The organism is Psychroflexus longus (assembly GCF_020164595.1).
Taxonomy (GTDB): Bacteria; Bacteroidota; Bacteroidia; order Flavobacteriales; family Flavobacteriaceae; genus Psychroflexus; species Psychroflexus longus.
In genome coordinates, this window is record NZ_JAIQZE010000008.1 from 1 (window position 1) to 21,306 (window position 21,306).

17 protein-coding genes and 2 tRNA genes are annotated in these 21,306 nt (G+C 34.2%); 7 read left to right on the top strand and 12 right to left on the bottom strand.

Going from position 1 to position 21,306, the window contains the following annotated elements:
- Nucleotides 1-134: 134 nt before the first annotated feature.
- Complete coding sequence (locus LB452_RS08245; protein WP_224461263.1) at nucleotides 135-1,145, bottom strand: M28 family metallopeptidase; 1,011 nt, start codon at nucleotides 1,143-1,145, stop codon at nucleotides 135-137.
- A gap of 337 nt (nucleotides 1,146-1,482) precedes the next feature.
- On the opposite strand from LB452_RS08245, the gene LB452_RS08250 reads away from it, so the two are divergent.
- Nucleotides 1,483-1,567, top strand: a tRNA-Ser gene (locus LB452_RS08250).
- A gap of 859 nt (nucleotides 1,568-2,426) precedes the next feature.
- Here LB452_RS08250 and LB452_RS08255 read toward each other — a convergent pair.
- Complete coding sequence (locus LB452_RS08255) at nucleotides 2,427-5,711, bottom strand: PAS domain-containing protein (RefSeq protein WP_224461264.1); 3,285 nt, start codon at nucleotides 5,709-5,711, stop codon at nucleotides 2,427-2,429.
- 422 nt (nucleotides 5,712-6,133) lie between these two features.
- On the opposite strand from LB452_RS08255, the gene LB452_RS08260 reads away from it, so the two are divergent.
- The gene (locus LB452_RS08260; protein WP_224461265.1) at nucleotides 6,134-7,300 is read left to right on the top strand and encodes an ATP-grasp domain-containing protein; all 1,167 of its coding nucleotides are present in this window, start codon (nucleotides 6,134-6,136) and stop codon (nucleotides 7,298-7,300) included.
- Here LB452_RS08260 and LB452_RS08265 read toward each other — a convergent pair.
- Nucleotides 7,297-7,893 carry a hypothetical protein gene (locus tag LB452_RS08265; RefSeq protein ID WP_224461266.1) on the bottom strand — a complete coding sequence of 199 codons (597 nt, stop codon included), beginning with the start codon at nucleotides 7,891-7,893 and terminating at the stop codon, nucleotides 7,297-7,299. The two genes, LB452_RS08260 and LB452_RS08265, sit on opposite strands and share 4 nt — an antisense overlap.
- A 915-nt stretch (nucleotides 7,894-8,808) precedes the next feature.
- Between LB452_RS08265 and LB452_RS13685 the strand changes: the two genes are divergently transcribed.
- Nucleotides 8,809-9,009, top strand: coding sequence for a PLDc N-terminal domain-containing protein (locus tag LB452_RS13685; RefSeq protein WP_224461267.1), 201 nt, complete (start codon nucleotides 8,809-8,811; stop codon nucleotides 9,007-9,009).
- A 257-nt stretch (nucleotides 9,010-9,266) separates the two neighbouring features.
- Here LB452_RS13685 and LB452_RS08275 read toward each other — a convergent pair whose 3' ends face one another.
- Nucleotides 9,267-11,237 carry a hypothetical protein gene (locus LB452_RS08275; RefSeq protein ID WP_224461268.1) on the bottom strand — a complete coding sequence of 657 codons (1,971 nt, stop codon included), beginning with the start codon at nucleotides 11,235-11,237 and terminating at the stop codon, nucleotides 9,267-9,269.
- A 211-nt stretch (nucleotides 11,238-11,448) separates the two neighbouring features.
- On the opposite strand from LB452_RS08275, the gene LB452_RS08280 reads away from it, so the two are divergent.
- A complete protein-coding gene (locus tag LB452_RS08280; RefSeq protein WP_224461269.1) occupies nucleotides 11,449-11,724 on the top strand; it encodes a YciI-like protein in 276 nt (91 codons plus the stop codon).
- Between the two features lie 309 nt (nucleotides 11,725-12,033).
- Here the strand turns inward: LB452_RS08280 and LB452_RS08285 are convergent, their stop codons facing one another.
- Entirely contained in the window at nucleotides 12,034-13,170 is a 1,137-nt protein-coding gene (locus LB452_RS08285) for a serine hydrolase domain-containing protein (protein WP_224461270.1), read from the bottom strand.
- Nucleotides 13,171-13,326: 156 nt separating this feature from the next.
- Between LB452_RS08285 and LB452_RS08290 the strand changes: the two genes are divergently transcribed.
- Both LB452_RS08290 and LB452_RS08295 read left to right on the top strand, forming a co-directional pair.
- The gene (locus tag LB452_RS08290; RefSeq protein ID WP_224461271.1) at nucleotides 13,327-14,475 is read left to right on the top strand and encodes an aminotransferase class V-fold PLP-dependent enzyme; all 1,149 of its coding nucleotides are present in this window, start codon (nucleotides 13,327-13,329) and stop codon (nucleotides 14,473-14,475) included.
- 295 nt (nucleotides 14,476-14,770) lie between these two features.
- Nucleotides 14,771-15,223, top strand: a complete 453-nt coding sequence (locus LB452_RS08295; protein ID WP_224461272.1) for a ribonuclease H-like YkuK family protein — start codon at nucleotides 14,771-14,773, stop codon at nucleotides 15,221-15,223.
- 113 nt (nucleotides 15,224-15,336) lie between these two features.
- On the opposite strand, the gene LB452_RS08300 is transcribed toward LB452_RS08295, so the two are convergent.
- From LB452_RS08300 to nusB, 7 genes are all read right to left on the bottom strand, one after another.
- A tRNA-Asp gene (locus LB452_RS08300) sits at nucleotides 15,337-15,410 on the bottom strand.
- Nucleotides 15,411-15,494: 84 nt separating this feature from the next.
- Nucleotides 15,495-16,424 carry a DUF58 domain-containing protein gene (locus tag LB452_RS08305; protein ID WP_224461273.1) on the bottom strand — a complete coding sequence of 310 codons (930 nt, stop codon included), beginning with the start codon at nucleotides 16,422-16,424 and terminating at the stop codon, nucleotides 15,495-15,497.
- Between the two features lie 67 nt (nucleotides 16,425-16,491).
- Nucleotides 16,492-16,809: a thioredoxin gene (gene trxA, locus LB452_RS08310; protein ID WP_224461274.1), complete on the bottom strand. Its 318-nt coding sequence runs from the start codon at nucleotides 16,807-16,809 to the stop codon at nucleotides 16,492-16,494.
- 95 nt (nucleotides 16,810-16,904) lie between these two features.
- Nucleotides 16,905-17,465, bottom strand: a complete 561-nt coding sequence (locus tag LB452_RS08315) for a thioredoxin family protein (RefSeq protein WP_224461275.1) — start codon at nucleotides 17,463-17,465, stop codon at nucleotides 16,905-16,907.
- An 80-nt stretch (nucleotides 17,466-17,545) separates the two neighbouring features.
- Nucleotides 17,546-17,851 (bottom strand): preprotein translocase subunit YajC, encoded by a 306-nt coding sequence (gene yajC / locus LB452_RS08320; protein ID WP_224454573.1) that lies wholly within the window; start codon nucleotides 17,849-17,851, stop codon nucleotides 17,546-17,548.
- A 5-nt stretch (nucleotides 17,852-17,856) separates the two neighbouring features.
- Nucleotides 17,857-18,330, bottom strand: a complete 474-nt coding sequence (locus LB452_RS08325; protein ID WP_224461276.1) for a DUF1573 domain-containing protein — start codon at nucleotides 18,328-18,330, stop codon at nucleotides 17,857-17,859.
- A 45-nt stretch (nucleotides 18,331-18,375) separates the two neighbouring features.
- The gene (gene nusB, locus LB452_RS08330; RefSeq protein WP_224461277.1) at nucleotides 18,376-19,317 is read right to left on the bottom strand and encodes a transcription antitermination factor NusB; all 942 of its coding nucleotides are present in this window, start codon (nucleotides 19,315-19,317) and stop codon (nucleotides 18,376-18,378) included.
- Nucleotides 19,318-19,502: 185 nt separating this feature from the next.
- Between nusB and LB452_RS08335 the strand changes: the two genes are divergently transcribed.
- Nucleotides 19,503-21,263 (top strand): ABC transporter ATP-binding protein, encoded by a 1,761-nt coding sequence (locus LB452_RS08335; protein ID WP_224461278.1) that lies wholly within the window; start codon nucleotides 19,503-19,505, stop codon nucleotides 21,261-21,263.
- Nucleotides 21,264-21,306 lie beyond the last annotated feature (43 nt).

Genomic DNA, 21,306 nt, shown 5'->3' on the forward strand with positions numbered 1-21,306 from the left:
TGCACAAGCAAAACAAACTCAAAAGAAAATCGTATAAATCAAAAAACCTTAACGATGCTAGCATCGTTAAGGTTTAAATTATAAATTTAATGGCTAATAATCTGTATCGGTTATTTAGGACGAGACATTAATAATTATAAAGTTGGTTTATCTACAAAGGGTCTTTCATCTCGATTGGCAATTTCCCAAGCTGTAAAAAACACAAGTTTTGCTCTTTTTTTAAGCACCTCATAGTTGATCTTATCTGCGGTATCCGTTGGTTTATGATAATCCTCATGAACACCGTTAAAATAGAATATGATCGGAATATCAAATTTTGCAAAATTATAATGATCACTTCTGTAGTAAAATCTATTTGGATCATTTTCATCATTATACGTGTAGTCTAAATTCATATTTACGTACTTAGAATTGGCTTCTTCAGAAATTTCATGAAGTTCTGTGCTCAATTTATCACTACCTATAAGGTAGATATAATCTGGATTATTTTTATGAGCTTCATCCACCCTACCTATCATGTCCATATTGAGATTGGCCACAGTATTTTCAAGAGGGAAAATAGGATTTTGAGTATAATATTTAGATCCTAACAGACCCTTCTCCTCGCCTGTAAGGTGAAGAAAAACTATAGACCTTTTGGGTCTGTAACCCTCTTCTATAGCTTTATTGAAAGCTTCTGCAATCTCCATCATAGCCATAGATCCGGAGCCTCCGTCATCAGCTCCATTGTAAATATCACCGTTACGCATCCCGACATGATCGTAATGCGAAGTGATGATAAGGTACTCCTCAGGAAGCTCACTCCCTTTTATCATGGCGACTACATTCTCACTTGAAGGTAATTTACCATTAAAAAAAGAAGAATCAATAGTTTGCATATATGGATCTTCCTCTTCGGAACCCCCTTGAATATTCAGGCTTTTATAATAATTCTTCAAGTATTGAGCAGCTTCTTTTTGACCCTGACTTCCGGTATCGCGTCCCTCAAATTCATCTGAACTGAACGTATACAGATAATCACTTAATTCTGAAGATGTTATAGAATTAGAAAACCGAACAGGGTCAACATCTTTAACATCTTTCATTTGTGTTTTGCAGCCAACAAGACCCAAAATCACAACTAATGGTAATATTATTTTTTTCATAAATTATTTATTTGTCGCTAAAATACTAGTAAAAGCCATGACTTTGAAATATTAAAGCTGAAAATTCATTTTGATTTTGTTTGCTGCTAATTTCAATACTCACAGATACATTGCTTATTGCTCTAGTTAAATTTACGATCCAGTCTTGAACGATGATTAACTGATGATTTCGATACATTAAAATACCATGATTTTAAAAAAATACTACTTTATAAAGAGAAAATCTTCTAATGACCAATGTGAAAACAATTTTGCAAAAAACAGAAGGGAATAATTTTGTCAAACTAAAAATGTTAGTATATTTGCAACCGCTAAAGAAAACCATAAATTGTTATCTGGAGAAATGGCAGAGTGGTCGAATGCGGCAGTCTTGAAAACTGTTGAGGGTCACACCTCCGGGGGTTCGAATCCCTCTTTCTCCGCAAAAGGAAAACCCACAACTTTCGTTGTGGGTTTTTTAATATCCGGTCGCGTCGAAAGCGGAGCTTTTGTAAGAGGCGGGGTATTAAAAAAGCAAAGCAAGCGCCAGCTTGATTGGGGTTTCCATGCTTGCACAGAACACCCTTTCAGCGATCAACGCAGTTAATCCTCATACTCCGCTTCATTGAGTTTCAAACGAAACTTCAAAAATCAAAAAACCCTTTAAAGTCAGTCTTTAAAGGGTTTTTCATTTTCTAGACATTTTCAAAAGGCACATAGAATATCAAAGTTTAGTTACCCTATTAGTTACCCTATTGAAATTTTAGGTTCGATTCCTAAAATAGGGTAACTAAATTTAAAAGATTCGGAGCGAATTCGCCGATATTACTGGAACTCGAGATGTTTTTAAATTAATCTTGCTCAAATTTAAACTTATATCAGAAGCTTTCGAAATCATTAATCTCAATCTACATTTCACTGTTAACAAGTGTTGTAACCAGGCATTAATAATCACTAAAAAAATTAAAGACCCAAACGCTTTAATCATCATCTCAACTATTGTAATTATAAGTATCCTAACACAAATAAGAGAAGTAAGATCTGATGAAAAGCATCAAGCAATTTTTAATTATAAACAAAAAACCTTAGAAAAAATTATTAAAAATGGTTTACTAAAAAGCTTTAGTCCTTCAAGGCTTTCTGAAAAAAACGTTTTAATAGACTATTCTGGATAGATATACCATTTATCTACTATTTTAATGGTATCCATCAATTACAAAAAATAAGCAACAGCTAAAAAAAGACTACAATTTAAATGGTTCGCATAAGTCATGAGAAAAACGATTATTCACGATTCTAGACCTAAGCTCTTTTTTTCAAAATATCCAATAGAATATCCCATTCTTGTTTTAACTCTTGAAACAGTGTGAAGTATGCCTCTTTGTTTTTTGAAATAATTTCTTTTTCAATAGTTATCAAAAGTTCCGAAAAAATACCCCATCTAAGATTTAAAGAAGTTCCTTTTAATGAGTGTGCAATTGATTCGGCTTTTTTAAGATCAGACTTGTTTAGTTCTATCTCCAAGTCAGATAGTTTCTTTTCAACATCTTCAATAGCATTAGGTATTAAGAACTCTAAAGTTTCTATGTCACCACCTAATTGGTAAAGAAGCTCTTTTCGATCAAAATGATTCAAATCTATAAATGAAAGTTCATTTTCACTTTCAGTATTTACTTGCCTGCTTCCATTAATTAAATATTTGTTTAGAATAGATTCTAGTTTATTTGTTTCAATGGGCTTTGTTAAAAAATCATCCATTCCACTATTAAGCGCTTTATCTTTTTTGTTTATTGAAGCTCCTGCAGTAAGGCCTATCACGATTGTTCTTTTAATCTTTTTCTTTGACTCATATTCTCGTAATTTAGAAGTAGTTTCATTACCGTCCATTTCTGGCATTTGAACATCCATAAATATAAGATCTGGTTTGAGTGAGATAATCTTGTCTAGTGCTACTTTTCCATTCTCAGCCTTAAATAATTCAATATTTGGCAAAACACGCTTAATGTGAGAAGAAGCTAAAAGCATATTATTTAAATTATCTTCAACGATAAGAACTTTAAACGTTGAATAGTTGATGAAATCTGATTTTGCTTTACTTTTTATTTTTTCACTTAAAATATTTGGTCGTTTTATTTCGATATTCCTCAGTTCAGTCTCAAGCGTAAAATAAAACTCGCTGCCCTCACCCTCTTTAGATTTAACGTCTAGTTTCCCTCCCATTTTTCGAACAAGTTGGTCTGAAATTACCAGTCCAAGTCCTGTCCCTCCAAATTTGCGTGTAGTAGAGCTATCTGCTTGAGAAAATGCTTTGAACAGCTTTGCTTTTTGAGCATCTGAGATACCAATACCTGTATCACAAACTGAAAATTGTATTTGGCCAAATCCCCCCTTTCTTCCAAGCAAAGATAGTTTGAGCTCAACTTTTCCCTTCTCTATGAATTTTAAAGCATTGCTCAATAAATTGGTGAGTATTTGACGAACCCTAGTAGGATCTAACAGAGCAAACCTTGGTATTTTGGAGTCGATACTAATTTTAAGCTCTATATCTTTATTTAAGGCTAGATGTTTTACTAAACCTGCCGTCTGCTCAACTAAATCGATTATATCGGTTTCAATTACTTCAATATCCAATTTGCCTGCTTCGATTTTTGAAAAATCGAGTATGTCATTAATAATGTTCAAAAGACCTAAGCCACTATCATGAATTGTATCAACGTATTGTTCTTGTACTTCGTTGAGTTGAGTACTCTTCAATAATTCTGAAAATCCTATCACACTATTCATGGGGGTACGAATTTCATGAGACATATTGGCTAAAAATTCAGACTTAGCTTTATCTGCCCTTTGAGCGTCTTCCTTGGCTTCAATTAAGTGTTTTTCAACTATTTTTCTACTGTTTAGATTAGCAATCATGCCACCAAAAATATTCAATAATTTTTTGTCTTGATCTGTAAACATATAAGTGGATCGTACATAGTCAAACCCAATAAAACCAATACACTTACGTTCAAGCATCATTGGAACTGTAAGAATACTTTTTATCTCCTGCGTTTCAAGAATTTTTCTCAGATTATCGCCTGCTGGCAATTGCATTATATCTTCAATATATACTTCGACACCATCCTTATGAGCCTCTACAATTGTAGATATAGAATCATTTGTTAAGTTTTGTAAGTTTTTTATTTGGGATTCAATGTTATTATTACACCACTCATAAGTATTACTACATGTATCTTTCTCCCAATCAAAACTAAACACATAAACTCTGTCTGCTGAAACAAATTCTCCAATCTCTTTTAAGGAATTATTAATTGTGGCATCCACCGAATTGAGAGGTACATTAATATAAGTTGATGCACTCTTCATCAGTAGCGATTGCATTTCATTGAGCTTTTCTAGTTTTTCTGATGCTAACACCTGATCTGTTATATCGGTAATCACACCAAATAGTTTAGTCATTTTCCCATCTTGAAAACTTGGTTGGCCAGTCGAACGTACCCACTTTTCATTACCTTTTGCAGAAATAAACTTACAGCTAACGTCGAAAGAAATTTCCTCTGAAATTGATTTAGAAATAGCATCGGTAATTACTTTTTTAAAATCAGGATGGTAAAAATCAATACCATTTTCTTTATTATGATCGAATTCTTTTTCAACTTCATAAATTGAATACACTTCTTTACTCCAGATGGTCTGGCCTGTTTCAATGTCCAATTCCCAGGACCCTGTTTTATTGATTTTCTCAGCCTCTTCCAGTATCGTATTAGTCCTTATTAGTATTTCTTTTGTTTTTTCCCTTTCGGTAATATCCATGACAGAGCCATGCATTTTTAATGGTTTGCCATTTTCATCAAAAATAACTTTCCCTCTAGCTTTTACAATTCTTACTTCATTATCAGTTGGTCTAATTAATCGGTGTTTAATATTGTAAGCTGCAATATTTTTTAAAGCATTATCGAAGGCATTTTCAATTTTTTCTCTGTCATCGGGGTGGGAAATGAGCATAATTTCATCTTTGCTCATCGTCTCATTTCCACCAGTAATCTTTTGCCAATTATCTGAGGTTGTAAACTTATTTTCAGGTATAAGATATTCAAAACTCCCCGTATCTGTTAACTCTTCAGATTCCTTAAGTATCGTATTGTATTTAATTAACTCTTGCTCATTTTTTTTGAATTCTGTTATGTCTATATGAGCGCCCAATACTCGCACAGCTTTACCATTTTTATCATGTATTGCTTTTCCTCGAGCATAAATCCAAACTGTAGAACCGTTCTTGTGAGTATATCTTATTGTTTGCTCGTATGGAATTGATGGATTTTCATAATGTTGCTTAACTTTCTCCATTGCAATTTTTAAATCATCCTGATTTATTAAATTTTGCCAAGCATATATTTTATGTGGCATTTCATCAGGGTTATAACCCAATATTTTCCAAAATTTTGGACTGATCCATTCTTCATCAGGATTCTCCAAATCCCAATACCATATACCGTCTAATTGAGCTTCTTGGATAAAATCAAAAATGCTTTCATCGGTTTTGATTAATTCGTAAAGCTCTTTTATAAGATAATGATTGTCTTTCATATTGTAGGATTAGCATTTTAAAAAAAATTAACGCAATAAATTTAATATTTTAGTTTTATTTGAATTAATATTTAGACAAAGAACTAAAAATTGCTAGCTAAAGAAAAATTCAGTTTGGGCTTTTAGCCTATTAGTTTTTCTAATTAATGAAGAAAACTTAATAAGAATAACTTTATATTCTAATTTGACCTAAGACTCTTTAACATGGTATTCTCATTCAAAAAATATATTAGCATTGACTATCTTGCTTATCGAAGTTAATTATAGGCTGCCGATTTTATTGTTCTGATTTTTGAAAAAAAAGCAATGTCTTTTTGAAGGAGCGTTGTGTTCTAAATGAAAGTCTTAGTTTTGAAGGATAATTTTAAATGACGGAGACCACATAGATTTATGTCTTATCCTTTTCAATAGCTTCGAAGAATATGATACTAATAGACCACCCATATATTTCAGATTTTTTACTAAAAACGATTAAAGAAAATAATTTTGAAATTGTTTCTACTCAGGCAGCAAGATCATTAATCCAAGATGATGCAATGAATTGGATTTCTGAATATGAGGCATTACATAAACTGCTTAGTACTGCAAATCCTCTCCTTTATACCAATTCTGAAAATTCGTTGAAATGGGTATTCGAATATCTGAAAGAAACTGACTTACCTGACCAGATCAAATTATTTAAGGACAAATACGAATTCAGAGAACTGATCCGGGATATCTTCCCTGATTTTATCTTTAGAAAAATCAAAATCGATGAAATCCAAAACCTTGATATTAATACCTTGAAACTACCCTTTGTCATTAAGCCTTCTTTAGGTTTTTTCAGCATTGGAGTTCAAATTATTCATACCAAGTCTGACTGGCATGTTGCTCAAAAGGAATTAACTTATGATAATCTAAAAAGCATTTATCCAAAAGAGGTGATGGATGCATCTACTTTTATCATAGAAGAATACATAGAAGGAAAAGAATTTGCCATCGATGCTTATTTTAATAACGAAGGAGAAGTCGTTGTCCTCAATATTATGCACCATGTGTTTTCGTCCAGAACGGATGTTAGTGACAGGCTCTACTCGACTTCAAAAAGTATCATTCGCAGGCATAAAGAAAGCATTGAAAAGTTTTTAAGTCCCATTGGGGAAAAAGCTGGTTTGAAAAACTTCCCCTTACACCTGGAGGTTAGAATTGATCAACAAGGAATCATAAGGCCTATTGAAGTCAACCCACTTCGCTTTGGAGGCTGGTGTACGACAGCAGACCTTTCCTGGTATGCCTTTAAATTCAATTCATATCAGTATTTCCTTCAGAATAAGAAACCTGACTGGGATGAAATATTTAAATACAAAAAAGATGAGATCCATAGTATTGTTTTACTAAACAATTCTTCAGGTATCAAGCCATCAGAAATCTCTTATTTTGATTTTGAAAAGCTTCAACAAGATTTAGAACACATTTTAGTCATCAGAGAATTAAATTTTAATAAATATCCTGCTTTTGGAATCGTATTTACTGAAACCAGTCAAGACAATGGAGAAGAACTAAAAGAGATCCTAAACTCTGATTTGAGAAAGTATATTAAAATTAATTAGAATAATTCTCTTTTATTTTTAATCAGCGTATCAGCTATTTCTTCAATGAACGAATCAGCAACTAGTTTTGGTTTATCCTCTTTTCTTAAGGTATGCCATTTAATGCCATGCATTTGAGAAATTTCTCGGGCCCAATCAACACCCTGAGCATCTTCGGGGCTGCCTACAATAAAATCTTTGTTTCGCCTGTCTTTTAGATATTCCTGCAGGAAATAGCCGAATTCCCACCTACTTGAAGGGCCAATATTGGGCGCAAACACCTCTGATTTTTCTTTGGTCCAATAAGCAGGCAGCCAAAAGGTGGTGATATCACAACGCTTTAAGTAGTGATGTTCCCAGAGCATTTGAGGATCTCTGATTACTTCTAAGTCCTTATCAGTAACTTTAGCGCCAGCACCCTCCAGCTCTTCCCAGTATCCGCTTTTCGGCTCGGGTGATACAAGTAGCATGCTTGGATCTAAGCGTTCATCTTGTTGTAATACTGATATGATTTTACGCCTCCAACCTGTTTTCATCTCACCATCAGGAGGTGAAACACCACCCAAGAAAACACCTAGCTTTGGGTATACCGCATTGTGGTCTCTTGAAAACAATGTCCTTATTTCTTTTTCTTTCATACTTATTGATCAGTTAATAAAGCTATTGAAATTCATTAATTATTGATTTGTTTAAACTTACTAATTAAATCTTCAACAAAACTTTACTTTTAATAAAGAAGGTTATAAACTGAAGTAGCACTTACAACTGCTTTTTTTTGCGATGACACATAATCGTTCAATTTTGAATGTAGAGATTATTCTTGTCATGATAAAAATTAAAAATATAAAACACATGAAATAAATCACAACTGAAACAGCCATAAAAAAGATGAAATTAAATAAGGCTATTGAAAATTAGTTCAGATTTAATCCTTCTGATACTATGAATGATAGTTTAAAAAACAATTGCAAAGTTGGTTGTTCATAGGATGATAGTGAAAACATAATCAATAACTTTATCACTAAAATGGTCTCAGGAAATAGAATTTATCAACAGAATTAATAAGTAATCCACTACTGACTTCTATTTTGAAACAGCCAAAAACTGGATGGATATTTTTATCTATCTGGCTTATTAGATAAAACAACTACTAAACTCTATAAAATTACTGTTCACTTCACCATTACATTACTCCTGTTTATTAGCATGGGGCTTATTCCTGAATTCTAGTAAAACGATAAAATTATATATCAGGATTTTAGAATTTTTCTAAGGAGGTTTTGTTAGTGGCCTATTGGTGAATGGTATTTTACCAAATTAAACTATTACGCTAAAAAAATGAAATAATAAGAATCTCTTTTTCAACGCTGCAAATCTGAAATTAGAGATACATACTTTTTCTGTAAGGAAATAAATGGAGCTATCTTTTTACTAAGGAATAATCAACGTTTATAAGTCAATAAAACCGATGACATGGAAGATCATTAGTTTTGTGTATTTTAGAAACGTAAAAATAAAAAAGAATATAAATGGATAATTCATCAATATTTATATTGTTACTAATATTGGCTGTCGGATTTATATGGTTATTGCCAATAATATCAATCCTATTTTCAAGTAAAACCTCAGGAAGTGAAAAATTTGCTTGGATACTTGCAGTAATTTTTATTTCATGGTTTGCATGGATTTTTTATCTATTACTCGCCCCCCTTAAAAATAGGAGTCATTAATTACATAAAAACGATAAAGCCAACTTCTGTTTTTTTAACCTGAACATATGTCTCATATGGATGCCTTTTATAAAGGTCTGGATGTTAAAAAATTTAGCAAGCTAGTTTAATGAGACTATCTGTATTTGTAATAAATAACTTTAAAATCAATACAATTACCCACCATTTTTAGAAAAAAGATTTTAAAATTTCTATTGGTAAATTTGGAGTCTTATTCAAGGGATTTAATAGAGTTGATGCTCATATCATTTCATTCCTTATTCATTCCAAAGATCGGGAATAAGTTCATACCCGGTAGCGCCTAAAGGTTTTTGATCGTAGGGGTTTAATTTTTCTGTATGTACGTCATACAATCGCTTTGCTGTTTTTTTAATCGCTTCAACCATATGTGGATAAGGACGATCGGTTACATCTATGATTCCGCAATTATAATTTTCACCATCGTAGCTTCTTCCGGTTAAATCCTGATCAGCCCATTGAAAATACCCAACACCGATTAAGCCAGGATGACTAAAAGCTTGTTCAGTATAATGTCTGTAAGCAACACCGCGCTCCTCTTGATTTTTGACTTGTACCAAAGCCTGAGCCATTCCTCTATTGACATTTCCTGTGTGATATTCCCCTATAAGCATGGGTAAATCTATCACTTCACTAATTCTATCCATCGTTTCTACTGGAGGAACAACTTCATAGGCATTAAAACTAAACACATCGAAAACGTCTTTACACATGTTTAGAATCTCGTTCTCCGGAACTTCTCCAAATCGTATTCCTAAAGTGAGGTGATTGGGATCGTATTTTCTTACCGAAGCTTCCACGGTTTGGAGAAATATTTTAAACGTGTCAAAGATAAAGGCCTTACGCCTTTCTGGGGTATCCCCTTCAGCTAGATGGTTTATCAAAGCTTGCTTAATAGGCTTATCATCATTTTCGGCTAGAATCAAGTCACATAATCTCGATTCCTGACCTAGCCATGAGGGCTCGTTTCCGGTAAAATAGCCTATCAACCATTTGTTATCCATGTATGGAGAAACTGTCTTCTTAACAGCCTCTTCGGTTTTGATTTGAAAGTCCGATGCATAGACATCTACAAGTCCCATTACCCCTTCGTTTATACCAAGGCCAGAAAGTTGTAGCATAAATGGTTTTTGATTCATATCTATCACCTCCTTGCTGCTCCAGTTAGCTATGGTATTAAGTCCCCAGTTAGACATTCTCTTAATGATCATTTCTCGGGATTTGATAGGATATTCATCTCCAAAGCGACGATGCAAGTTCCAGGTTCCAAAGGAAACTGTATTAGGGGTTTTCGGATCGTAACCCATACCTTCCGGAGGTAGTTTCTTTATGAAACCAGAACGGTCACGCTTATCCAGTCTATTCACCTGACCTCCATTTCCTGGGGCTACACAATCTACACCAAGAGACAAAAACTGATAACCTTCCGGATCGACAAACCACCACTTTCCATCTACCTTTTGTGTTCTAAAAAAACCTGTGCCTTCTACTTTTGCATTCAGGTAGCCGCCATATTTGGAATAATTAAAATTCTCTTTTTCACTTAAGCTCTCTTCTTCAGTTTTCCAGGCAGTTTCTAACTGTTCTAGAGATTTGATTTTCTCATCAAAGTGCAATAGATTGGACTGACCAAATTCGTCTACAATAGGTGTTTCACCAAGATATTCATCACCAGGATCTTCTTTGTGTAAACTTATGGACCGCAACTCAAATGACGGGTTTCCAATTGGAGCGTGCATCCTGATTCCAATAGAATCTACCCCTTTGAGAGGTACACGGTCTCCACCTAAATTAAACCAACCGGTATAGCGTGGCTTATTCATGGTTCCGGCAATATCATTTGCTGCATCGGGAAGTTGCCTGTAAAAACGTAATGGAATCGCCTGTTTAATCCAGCCACCGGGAGCATAACTCATAACTCGAAGATCGTTGTATCCAGAATCTGTAGTAAAGCCGACCTGAAATCGCTGCGGAGTACTAATCATCATTTCAAGTAAAACAAAATTATAATCGCTCCAGTTTGTCTCTAATTCAGGATTTATATCTTTTAATGCAAATTTTTCTCCCGAAACAGTTTTAGTACTATCAAATTGAATTTTGAATGATTTGTCAACAGATTCATCACATCCTAAAAATGACATGCCAACCACAGCGAGGACGATAACAAATAATAAAAAATTATTCTCGATTGCGTATTTAATCTTATTCATAAGTTTATTCTATATAATTCAATGTTTGTCTCCAAAATTATCTATAGACTATTCAGAAGCCCTTAAATTTTTTTCGTTTTCAGTTCCTCCTAATATTTTAATAAAAAGGAAAATGCATCTCTCACTTTATTAAGGCAGACAAGATGAGTTTTTATTGTACTTTAGTTAATAACTTTTGGATTGCAAGTATACCAAACTTTAAAAAACTCTTATGCACTATATCCTATTTTACAAAGCTGTTGAAAATTATATTGAAAAGCGAGCACCCTACAGAGAGGAACATTTAAAACTGATAGAGTCATTTTACAGTCAAGGGGATTTACTCATGGCAGGAGCACTTGATGATCCTGCTACCGGTGGTGCATTTATCTTCAAAGGAGATAGCACAGAAAAAGCAGAGGAATTTGCCAACAAAGATCCCTATGTCAAAAACGGACTGATAACCGAATGGGAAGTTCGTCCCTGGACTGTAGTCATTGGTAGTTGAAATTAATTAGGTTAATGAAGTTTAATATTTCTTTTTATGTGTAACCCAAAACATCCTAAAGAAAAATAAACTATAAATTGAAAATCCTATAAAAGTGAAAGGTTTAGAGGATTCTTCAGGAAGAAAGAATGAGTAATAAAAATGGATACTAAGTGATGCCAGCCCAATTAAATAAATGCATTTAAATAGCCAATGTTCTTCTTTTAAAAATTCCATACCAGTCATTTGATCTTTTTAAAATTTAAGTAATTCTACAAATAAAGCATTAACACAATTAAAGCATTTTGGTAAATCTCACTGCTTAACGAATTAGTTAGACGCTTGCTGCAATAACCTCATCACATCATCAATTTTTGAATTATCGATCCAGCGGGTTACGACTATTAAGTCATTTTCCTCATCGATGACGATATAGTTACCACCAAAACCTGCAGCATAATAAACCTCTTTAGAAACGCCTTCCCAGCTTCCTTGACTGTTGTTCCACCACAGATATCCGTAATCTGGTTTTGCCCGAGAAGACTTTTGAACGCTTTTTACCCAGTTTTCTGAAATCAACTGCTGGTTTTTCCATTTTCCATTTCTTAAAAACAGTAAACCAAACCTGGCATGATCCAGAGTATTGATAAAGATCCCACCTCCAAAATGTCCGCCACCACTCACCGACTGCATTTGCAAACCATCCACATTAACGTAAGAATTAGGATAGCCCAGCCATCTCCAGGTGGTGGAAGCACCAATCGGATCCATAATTTCCTCTTTCAAGACCTGAGGTAATGGTTTTCTCCAAACCTGTAAAAGCGAGTAAGCCAGAACATTAACTCTGACGTCGTTGTACTTGTAATGCGTTCCGGGTTCATACAATTGCCGAGCTCTCCAATCGTCAGCAGAACCTTCTTTAGGAGGTCGGTCGGCCCAATCATAAAGTCCAAATTGTTGTCCGGACCAGTCTGAAGATTGAGTCAATAAATGATCCCAAGTAATCTTTTGATTGTGTTCGCCTTCAAAAGTACCATCCCAAATATAATCTCGAGCTTTATCATTTACATTACGAATTAACTTACGATCCAAAGCTAATCCTGCTACAGTTGACAAATAACTTTTGGCGACGCTAAAGGTCATATCCACACGCTCAACATCTCCCCACTCCGCAACGATATATCCATCCTTAATAATCAAACCTGCTGTACCACCCCTTTCTTTGGTTTTGCCTAAAATTTCAAAATCAGGTTCTCTGGAAAAAGCCTTTATGATGGCTATTCTCAAATCTTTATTAACTGAGTTTTCATATTCAGAAGCTGTTGTTACAGCGCTATCTAACAAAACAGGATTTAATCCTAGTTCTTTAGCCGACTTCCGTTCCCAGTCTTGATTTGGATAATACTGAGCTGATACAAGATTTGAACAAAAAAGTAGAAGACTTATAAAAGTGAGTAAAAATTTCATCGTAAGTTTAAAATAAGTTAGGAGTTGAAATTATTCATAAAATTTGAATTAGCTAAATCTCAGTTTGTAAATATTTATGATGAAGTTTATAATACGAAATATAATTAAGCTTAACTGTTCTTATGTATTTTGAGTTTTCCTAAAAAAGAAACAAACATGAAAAACCAGAAACATCTTTTTGATCTGCCTAAAGACTTGCATTACTTAAATGGAGCATACATGTCTCCAAACCTTAAATCTGTCGAACAGGCAGGAATTAAGGGAATCTTGAGAAAATCTGATCCAACTTCCATCAAAGAACATGATTTCTTTGAACCTGCTGAAGAGGTTAAAATGCTTTTTGGAAAATTAATCAATAGCTCAGCTTCCCAAATTGCTCTAATTCCATCAGCTTCTTACGGATTGATGAATGCTATTCAAAACGTCCCAATCAAGAAAGGTCAGCATGCGATCACGGTGAGTAAAGAGTTTCCGAGTGATCATTTGGCTTTGAGAAAATTCTGCGAAAAGAAAAATGCTGAACTTAAAATTATAGATCCCCCTAAATCCATTGTAGGAAGAACTCAAAAATGGACAGAAGATATTCTAGAACATATCAATGAGGATACTGCCGTGGTCGTTATGTCTGCTATTCACTGGATGGAAGGTCTAAAGTTCGATTTGAAAGCCATTGGAGAAAAGTGTCGCCAGACTAATACTTATTTTATAGTTGACGGATCGCAATCTGTAGGAGCGCTGCCCCTGGATGTTCAGGAGTTTAAAATTGATGCCTTAATTTGTGCGACCTACAAATGGCTTTTGGGTCCCTACTCCTCTGGTTTGGCTTATTACAGTGAAAAATATAATGATGGTGAACCTATAGAACATTCATGGATGACCAGGAAAGGCAGTTATGATTTTAGAAAACTCACGGCTTATCCCAGAGAATATGGAGAGGGTGCCATGCGCTATAATGTTGGTGAGTTTAGTAATTTTATTGCCTTGCCGATGCTAAAGTCCGCATTGGAGCAGATTCTCGATTGGGGTGTTGAAAGTATTCAAACCTATTGTTTTGACTTGCTTAAGCCTTTAAGAGACTTTCTGAAAGAAAAAGATCTAGAAAAGGACGAAGATGCTAGGGTTAGTTCACATTTATATGGCATGTACCTGCCGCCCAAACTTAAGACTTCCCAACTAAAAGAAGACTTCAAGGCTCATAAGATTCATGTTTCCACCAGAGAGGATTACATCAGAATTTCGCCTCATGTTTATAACGATAACCATGATATAAGTGAATTGATTAAAGTTTTGGGCAAGCACATTTGAGTGTGATTTTAATTTCAGAAAATATATTTTAAAACTTTAATTGATCGATAATAACTTTAGTTGATCTTCTATCAAAGCTGAAGACTTTACATCAACGAAAAGCATTAAGCAATGTATTGTGACTGATGAAGTGAACGGTGTCAAAATCATAAGAAATTAAAAATAGAAAATACACAACATTTAATAGCTGGTGAGATCGCATTGATTAACTCATAAACTAAATAAAAAAACACTGCGATTTAAAAGCTATTTGAGGAATTGAATGGATATTCATATAAGATTTAAACTCATAAAAATGCATTTTAAAAAATTGACTGACGAGCGTGTTTTTGATGTTGCTGACTATGTGCAGGCATACTTTTCCAAGTATAAAAATGAAAAAATTGAGCTTTTTCTTGGCTGTGATAGCCAAAATCGTTTACAAACTACCTATGCAACGACTTTAGTTTTTAATGTGGCTTCAACGGGTTGCCATGTCATCTATAGGAAAGAGGTCGTTCCAATGATTACTGATATGTGGACAAGGCTTTGGGGTGAGGCGGAGCGCTCTGTGGAAACCGCTTTGTATTTGCGGGAACACAATATAGAAATCGATACAATTGACCTGGATTATAACGAAAATCCTAAATACAAATCGAATAAATTGGTCACTGCTGCTGTAGGTTATGTAGAATCGCTTGGTTTTAAAGCAAGAATAAAGCCTCACCTCCTTCCCGCGGTATATGCCGCAGACCATATTGTAGGGTAAAAAAAATGTTCAAAATAAAAAAGCCCTTCCTGTTGGGAAAGACTTCTAGCGGTTTAATTTTCTAAACCTAAGAATGCTTTTACACATTCACAACACAACTTCTTCAAAAAAAGCGGTCTGGACGAGACTCGAACTCGCGACCCCCTGCGTGACAGGCAGGTATTCTAACCAACTGAACTACCAGACCGTTGCTTAATTGCGAGTGCAAATATAAACCCAATTTTTGATTACACAAACATGTTTTGACAAAATAATTAGGCAAAATTTGATGCTAAGACTTTAGCTTCTGTTTTTCAACTAAATAAGTCGATAAAATTTTTTCAAAATCTTTTCGAATATCTGCTTCAACGTATCTGATTCTATATTTTGCACAAGTCAGCTTTACTTCCTGAATAAATTCTGACATCTTTTCTACATATTCTTTTTGGATTTGCTGCGTATGCAAATCTATTTTAGATCCAGTTTCAAGATCAAAAAACCGCTTTGGAGCTTCATCAAATTCAAAATTGACTTCTGTTTTATGATCTAAAGTGTGAAATAGGATCACTTGGTGTTTATTGTACTTAAGATGCCTCAGTGCTTCAAATAAATCTCCTCTGGATAAATCTGCCTGAAATAAATCTGTAAATAAAAAAACAAGCGAACGCCGTTTAAGTTTTTCTGCAATTTCATGGAGAAATTGATAAGTATTGGTTTTTGTGTTTTGCTGCTGTGTATTAATACTTTTTTCAAGCTCATTATAGATCATATTGTAGTGCAGGCCACTCCCCTTTTCTGTTGCCTGAAACCTTAGCTCTTCATCATAAATAGACAAGCCTACTGCGTCTCTCTGCCGATTGAGCAGTTGCATGATAGCTGCTATCGATAGCGCAGAAAAGCTTAGCTTATCCAGACTGGATATAGATGGAGATGAAACTTCTGGATAATACATGGAAGCCGATTGATCTAGAATGAAATGACATCTAAGGTTGGTCTCTTCTTCGAATTTCTTGGTGTAGAGCTTATCGGTCTTACCATACAGCTTCCAATCTATATGTCTGGTACTTTCTCCTGTATTATAAAGCTTATGCTCAGCAAACTCAGCAGAATATCCATGAAACGGACTTTTGTGAATACCAGAAATGAAACCCTCAACAACTTGAGAAGCTAATAGAGGAAGATTGGCAATGTTTGACTCTCGAAGAGAATTTTTAAGGTCCATAGTTATCAGAAATAAAAAAGGCTTGGTAAATTTACCAAGCCTTTAAATTATATAACCTTATTGAAAATTACAATAGGTTTTCAATAGCTTCTTTGTAAGTATGTTTTTGTGCAACTCCTACTTGACGATTTACCATTTCTCCATCCTTAAATAAGAGAACTGTTGGTATATTTCTTACACCATATTTTGCAGCAAATTCTTGGTTTTGATCAACATCCATCTTCGCAACTACTGCTTTTCCTTCATATTCGGAACTTAGTTCATCTATAATTGGACCTACCATTCTACATGGTCCACACCAAGCTGCCCAAAAATCAACCAAAACCGGCTTATCGCTTTGTAATACTTTCTCTTGAAAATCTTTATCTGTTACTTCTAGTGTCATAATTATAATGTTTTATACAAAATTAGGTTTTGTCGTGGGATATACAACTTAATAATATATTAATTAATCTTATTTAAGAATCAGTGCGCCTTATGTTAATAACTTCTCCATTTGATATTACAGCCCATACTTGGTTTTTGGTGCTCAGGCACTGGTCTATTGTTTAAAAGTGCATCTAGAGCTTCCCTTATACTTCTCCCAGAAGTTGGGATTCCATTTTTTGGCCTAGAGTCATCAAGCTGACCTCTATAGACTAATTTCAGACTTTCATCAAACACATAAAAATCTGGAGTGCAGGCGGCGTTATATGCTCTTGCCACCTCTTGACTTTCATCATAAAGATAAGGAAATGGATAATTGAGCTGCCTTGCCGTTTTAAACATTTGGTCTGGATGATCTTGTGGATAAGCCTTTACGTCATTACTTGAAATCGCTACAAAACTAAATCCTAAAATTCTATAATCGTTTGCTAACCTAACGACCTCATCGTTGACGTGTTTTACATAAGGACAATGGTTACAGATGAACATGATAATTGTTCCTTTTTCTCCTCGAAGTTTTTCTAAAGAAAGAAGGGAACGAGAAATGCTGTCTGGAAGTTCAAAATTTGGAGCTTGTGTACCAAGCTTCAACATTTTAGAAGGAGTTAAAGACATTATTTTTTATTTTGATACCAAATTTAAACAAAAAAGCTATCGTTTCCGATAGCTTTATAATCACTTAATTCCCAAGAAAATTATTTCTTTTCTTCTTTCTTTTCCTTTACAGGAGCATTTATTTTTTGAGTAAGCTCGTAGGATAAAGCAGACTTATCAAAAGTCATTTTCCCAGATCCTGTTTCAAGTATCACAGCGTCTAACTTTTCACTGATATCAGCTACTTTTCCATGCAACCCACTTTTGGTAATAATTTTATCTCCACGCTTGATGGATTCTATAAAACTTTTTTCTTTCTTCTGTTTCTTCATTTGAGGCCTTATCATAAAAAAATAAAGCACTACAAAAATTAAAACTAGAGGTAATAAACTTCCTATTTGATCCATAAAAGTTATTTTACTGGTGAACCAGCGTTGCTGTTCTGCGGGTTAACGAAAGCCTTTATTCTAAGCGTTTCCCTTCCAGATTGTGTATTAGCTGTAATTCTTACAGCCTTCATTTGTTGATTAGGCTTTCCTCTTGTATTGAATTTGACTAGCATCTCCCCTTTGTCACCTGGAGCGATAGCTTCTTTTGTCCATGTTGGAACTGTACATCCACATGTAGCAACTGCATTAGACACTATAAGAGGTGCATCTCCCGTATTTGTAAAAACAAAAGTGTGTTCTACAACTTCTCCTTCTTCTACTGTACCAAAATCAAATTCCTGCTCTTCAAACTCCATCACTGGATAAGCTTGAGTTTTAGAATCACGTTCTTCAGCAATTTCTTTCTTGGATTCATCAACTTTTGCTGAAGCATCTTCTTTACAAGCTGTAAACGACAATGTTGCTAAGGCAACTAGTGCAAACATTAATTTTTTCATGAGTATTAAATTTAAATTTTTACAAAAATATGACAAATTAGGCAATTACATTAAGCCTCTACCTACTTTATTAATTTTACCATTGGTTTGATATTCCTTGGACACTGTATCCAAAACCCCGTTTATGAATGTGCTGCTTTTCGGAGTGCTATATTCTTTAGCAAGTTCAAGGTATTCATTAATAGTTACCCTTATAGGAATGGAAGGGAATTTCATAAATTCACATAAAGCCATTTTCATGAGAATACTGTCAATTTCTGCTATTCTATCCTGATCCCAGTTGGGGGTTTTGTTTTTAGTAATTTCAGAAAACTGCTCATCTGCAAGAAGTGTTTTTGTAAAAAGCTCCCGAGCAAAATTTTCATCCTCTGCATTTTTATACAAACGAGGAATTGATAGTGACTCGTCTGCTTCTTTTTGTTTCTGGAGGAATTTTAAGAAAGTTGTATTTACAATAGGAAAATCATCTATCCACGTCAAATTATGATCTTCGTAATAATCATACAAATCATCGTTGGGTGCTATAATTTCTTTGAATATGCTTACAATGAAATCTTTGTCTTCCTTGAAGCTTGTCGTTTCTGTAAAAATATAATCTGCATAAAGATCTGACTCCAGAATTTTATTCCAAACTAATTTCGGATACTCATCATCTTTAGACCAGTGGTTTAATTTTCTACCTTCAATAAGTTCGCTTAATGCATGACTACTGGTTATTCTCTGCAGAAGCTGGTTGTTGATGAATTTTGTATTAGGATTTTTCTCTTCCTGAGTAGCAAGAAACTTCTTTTTTACAATATTGTAATAGTCTTCAGCCTGACTTCTTATGCTAACCAAGAGTTCTAAATTGAGCAGGAAAAGATTGTACATGTCTTCTGTGCTCTTTTTCAAAAATTTCTCTTCAGTTTGCATAGAGTCTTTACTTCCCTGATGGAACGCATAAAGAGATTGCATTACTTTGGCACGAATATGTCTTCTTGTTAACATCTGTAAGTTCTAGAATTTTAGCGCAAAAATAATATTTAAAAGAAGAGTTTGAACCCTATTTTGGTTTTTTTAGAAACAAAATGAAATACTATAAATCCCACTGATGAATAGACCTTTAAACTTTTGTTATTACAAAGGGCAATACAGTCTTTTGATTACATTTGCATCCTCAAAGTAAAATGTGGATGAAGGCCCTACAAAGTCTAAATAAATATTTGTTTAAATACAGAGGCAGATTGCTTCTTGGCTTTATTATAACCATCGGTGCACGTGTTTTTGCTGTTTTTACACCTCAACTTATTAGGAATTCTACAAACGCTATAGAGGATTATGTAAATGGTAATGAAGCCAGTGTTGCCGAAGTTAAAGAAGAGTTACTTATCAATATAGGTCTTATTATTGGTGCTGCTTTAGCTTCTGCAATCCTTACATTCTTGATGCGCCAAACTTTTATAGTCGTCTCCAGATATATTGAATATGATTTAAAAAATGAAATCTACACACAATACCAAAACCTATCTTTAGATTTTTACAAACGAAACCGGACGGGAGATTTGATGAACAGGATTTCTGAAGATGTTTCAAAAGTAAGAATGTATGTTGGTCCGGCTCTTATGTATGGAGTGCAAACACTTACTCTTTTTGTAGTAGTGATCTATTTTATGATTCAGGCAGCTCCAACTCTTACCTTGTACACATTGGTGCCCTTCCCTATTTTATCCTTTGCTATTTACAAATTAAGTGTAGCTATTAATAAGAGAAGTGCGGAGATCCAGCGATTTTTATCTTACCTTAATACCTATACTCAGGAAAGCTTTAGTGGCATTGCGGTTATTAAATCTTACGGAATTTTAAAGAAATTTAATACAGATTTTGAAAAACTATCTCACGAAAGCAAGGATAAAAATGTCAATCTGGCGAAAGTTGAAGCTTTCTTTTTTCCGCTTATGATTTTACTTATTGGCTTTAGTAATCTGTTTGTGATCTATTTTGGCGGAATGCAATACATCGATGGAAAAATTGAAAACGTAGGGGTTATAGTAGAATTTTTACTTTATGTAAATATGCTTACCTGGCCTGTCGCTTCTGTAGGATGGATCACCTCTATGGTGCAAAGAGCTGAAGCTTCTCAAGAACGTATCAATGAATTTTTAAGTGAAGTTCCCAATGTTAAAAATAATTCTACAAATTATTCTGAATCTATTAAGGGTGAAATCGAGTTCAGGAACGTTAGTTTTACTTATGAAGACACCAATATTGTTGCTTTAAAAAATGTGTCCTTTAAAGTAAAAAAAGGTGAAACCCTGGCTATTATGGGTAAAACTGGTTCTGGTAAATCAACGATTTTAGAATTAATAGGCCGATTATATGATGTAGATGAAGGCGAGATATTAATAGATGGAAAACCCATTGAAAGTTTTAATTTGGATAACTTAAGACAGCAACTGGGATATGTGCCACAGGATGCTTTCCTATTCAGTAGTTCGATACGTGATAACATTAAATTCGGAAAAGCAGATGCTACCGAAGAAGACATTATCAATGCTGCTAAAAACGCTGCGGTTCACAGTAATATAATTGAGTTCAGTAAAGGATATGATACTATTCTTGGAGAACGCGGAATTACCCTCTCGGGAGGTCAAAAACAAAGAGTGTCTATCGCAAGAGCAATTATAAAAGATCCTCAGATTGTATTGTTTGATGATTGTTTATCTGCAGTAGATACAGAAACGGAAGAAGAAATTTTCAACAAACTCAACAAAATCTCGAACAATAAGACTTCAGTTGTTGTGAGTCACCGTGCATCTTCAGCCAAAAATGCAAACCACATCATTGTTCTTGATGATGGTGAAATCCTTGAGGAAGGAACACATTCAGAGTTAATCGCTCAAAACGGTTACTATAAAGATTTGTATAACAAACAACTTTCAGAAAAAGAAAGTTGAAAATAAATTTGCGTTTTTGATTTTTTTTAAGACTTTTGAACAA

What these genes read in the sequence shown, in the direction of transcription:
- LB452_RS08245 (WP_224461263.1), bottom strand. Translation starts at nt 1,145, where the DNA reads ATGAAAAAAATAATATTACCATTAGTTGTGATTTTGGGTCTTGTTGGC.
- LB452_RS08255 (WP_224461264.1), bottom strand. Translation starts at nt 5,711, where the DNA reads ATGAAAGACAATCATTATCTTATAAAAGAGCTTTACGAATTAATCAAA.
- LB452_RS08260 (WP_224461265.1), top strand. Translation starts at nt 6,134, where the DNA reads ATGATACTAATAGACCACCCATATATTTCAGATTTTTTACTAAAAACG.
- LB452_RS13685 (WP_224461267.1), top strand. Translation starts at nt 8,809, where the DNA reads ATGGATAATTCATCAATATTTATATTGTTACTAATATTGGCTGTCGGA.
- LB452_RS08275 (WP_224461268.1), bottom strand. Translation starts at nt 11,237, where the DNA reads ATGAATAAGATTAAATACGCAATCGAGAATAATTTTTTATTATTTGTT.
- LB452_RS08280 (WP_224461269.1), top strand. Translation starts at nt 11,449, where the DNA reads ATGCACTATATCCTATTTTACAAAGCTGTTGAAAATTATATTGAAAAG.
- LB452_RS08285 (WP_224461270.1), bottom strand. Translation starts at nt 13,170, where the DNA reads ATGAAATTTTTACTCACTTTTATAAGTCTTCTACTTTTTTGTTCAAAT.
- LB452_RS08290 (WP_224461271.1), top strand. Translation starts at nt 13,327, where the DNA reads ATGAAAAACCAGAAACATCTTTTTGATCTGCCTAAAGACTTGCATTAC.
- LB452_RS08295 (WP_224461272.1), top strand. Translation starts at nt 14,771, where the DNA reads ATGCATTTTAAAAAATTGACTGACGAGCGTGTTTTTGATGTTGCTGAC.
- LB452_RS08305 (WP_224461273.1), bottom strand. Translation starts at nt 16,424, where the DNA reads ATGGACCTTAAAAATTCTCTTCGAGAGTCAAACATTGCCAATCTTCCT.
- trxA (WP_224461274.1), bottom strand. Translation starts at nt 16,809, where the DNA reads ATGACACTAGAAGTAACAGATAAAGATTTTCAAGAGAAAGTATTACAA.
- LB452_RS08315 (WP_224461275.1), bottom strand. Translation starts at nt 17,465, where the DNA reads ATGTCTTTAACTCCTTCTAAAATGTTGAAGCTTGGTACACAAGCTCCA.
- yajC (WP_224454573.1), bottom strand. Translation starts at nt 17,851, where the DNA reads ATGGATCAAATAGGAAGTTTATTACCTCTAGTTTTAATTTTTGTAGTG.
- LB452_RS08325 (WP_224461276.1), bottom strand. Translation starts at nt 18,330, where the DNA reads ATGAAAAAATTAATGTTTGCACTAGTTGCCTTAGCAACATTGTCGTTT.
- nusB (WP_224461277.1), bottom strand. Translation starts at nt 19,317, where the DNA reads ATGTTAACAAGAAGACATATTCGTGCCAAAGTAATGCAATCTCTTTAT.
- LB452_RS08335 (WP_224461278.1), top strand. Translation starts at nt 19,503, where the DNA reads ATGAAGGCCCTACAAAGTCTAAATAAATATTTGTTTAAATACAGAGGC.